This is a genomic window from Endozoicomonas sp. SESOKO4 (assembly GCF_024606275.1).
On sequence record NZ_JAHHPS010000368.1, the window covers coordinates 1 to 1,347 of the forward strand.

Below are 1,347 nucleotides of genomic sequence, written 5' to 3' on the forward strand. Positions count from 1 at the left end.
TCCTCAATTTCTTGCAATCCTCGCTACGGACGCTTAAGTCCGACAGGCTGCTAGGCGCCCCCATGGGAATCCCCCTCTGATTTCTTGAATCAGTGGGGGAGGATGTCAACTGAAGTGTTTTCCAATAATTAGATGGGGGGCAGGAAAAGTGCTTACCGGATAGCCTCTCAGGCCTATGATTCATTCATACATTTTTCATAGGCTTTTCTAAGCTCGCCTTTGTTGACGTCCCGGAAGAGTTCAGCTTTGGTTGAGTAATCTTTATACACCAGCCACCTTCCGCTAAGAAGAACACTAACACCGCCGTAATAATCTGTATCTGGTATGTTCTTGTCTCCGGCAATAATCAGGCAACAAGAATTATGCTTCCCAACCGGACAAGACACATCGTACTCTTTTAAAAGGGCGCATTGAGCCCCTGCGGCAGTATATGGATTTTCAGGCGTAAAATACCAAAATGTATCTGACGGGGTGTATAGATGCTGACAGTCACCTCCGGTGATTTGCGGGCCGGCATAACTTACATTGATAAAACCAATGCAAAACAAAAAAAGCAGCTCGTACTTCTTCATCACTTTCACCATGCCATCTTTTCGGCGAGTGGTAAGTATAGCCTTATCAATTTTGAGGGGCTTTTTTGTACTGAATATTTCACTCAGATTTCATGCCTGCAAAGCCCTGCTTCGGAAGGATTGCAACGCCATGAGCCAAAACGCCATGAGCCAAAATGGTGTCTCTGTAAAAAACCACCCATCAGGTGAAATCCGCAGGGATGCTTTCTAAAATCTTTTCGGGTGGGGCAAGACAGACGCTTATCGGAAATTCTCTCAGGACTATTACTCACTCATACATTTTTCATATCCCTTCCTGAGCTCGCCTTTATTAACGTCCCGGAAGAGCTCAGCTTTGGTTGAGTAATGCTTATACAACCTCCAGCCTTTAGTGAAGGTACTAACACCACCAAAATAGTCTGTATCAGAAGTTTTACTGGCACCGGCAATAGTCAGACAACACCGATGATGCCTCCCAACAGGACAATCCATGTCATTGTAATTGCAAAGAGAACATTGGGCCCCTACGACAGTCGAAGGATCACTGGCAGGAGTAAAATACCAGAACGTATCAGCAGGAGTGTATAGAAACTCACAATCACTTTCCGTTATTTGTGAACCGGCATAACTTATATTAATAAAGCCAAGGCCAACCAAAATAAGAAGTTCGTGCTTCCTCATTATTTCCACCATTTTATCTATTTGGTGAGCATTAAGTGTAGCCCTGCCAAATGTCACGACCACATCAGCGATACCATTAAAACCAATCCATCCAGCTCCATCGGAGACTGGCAAA

2 protein-coding genes are annotated in these 1,347 nt (G+C 44.6%); both read right to left on the reverse strand.

The window, feature by feature from the left end; translation table 11 throughout:
- Positions 1-173: 173 nt before the first annotated feature.
- Entirely contained in the window at positions 174-584 is a 411-nt protein-coding gene (locus tag KDK16_RS07235; RefSeq protein ID WP_257275359.1) for a hypothetical protein, read from the reverse strand.
- A gap of 252 nt (positions 585-836) precedes the next feature.
- The coding region (locus tag KDK16_RS07240; RefSeq protein ID WP_257275360.1) for a hypothetical protein at positions 837-1,347 on the reverse strand (511 nt) is incomplete at its 5' end.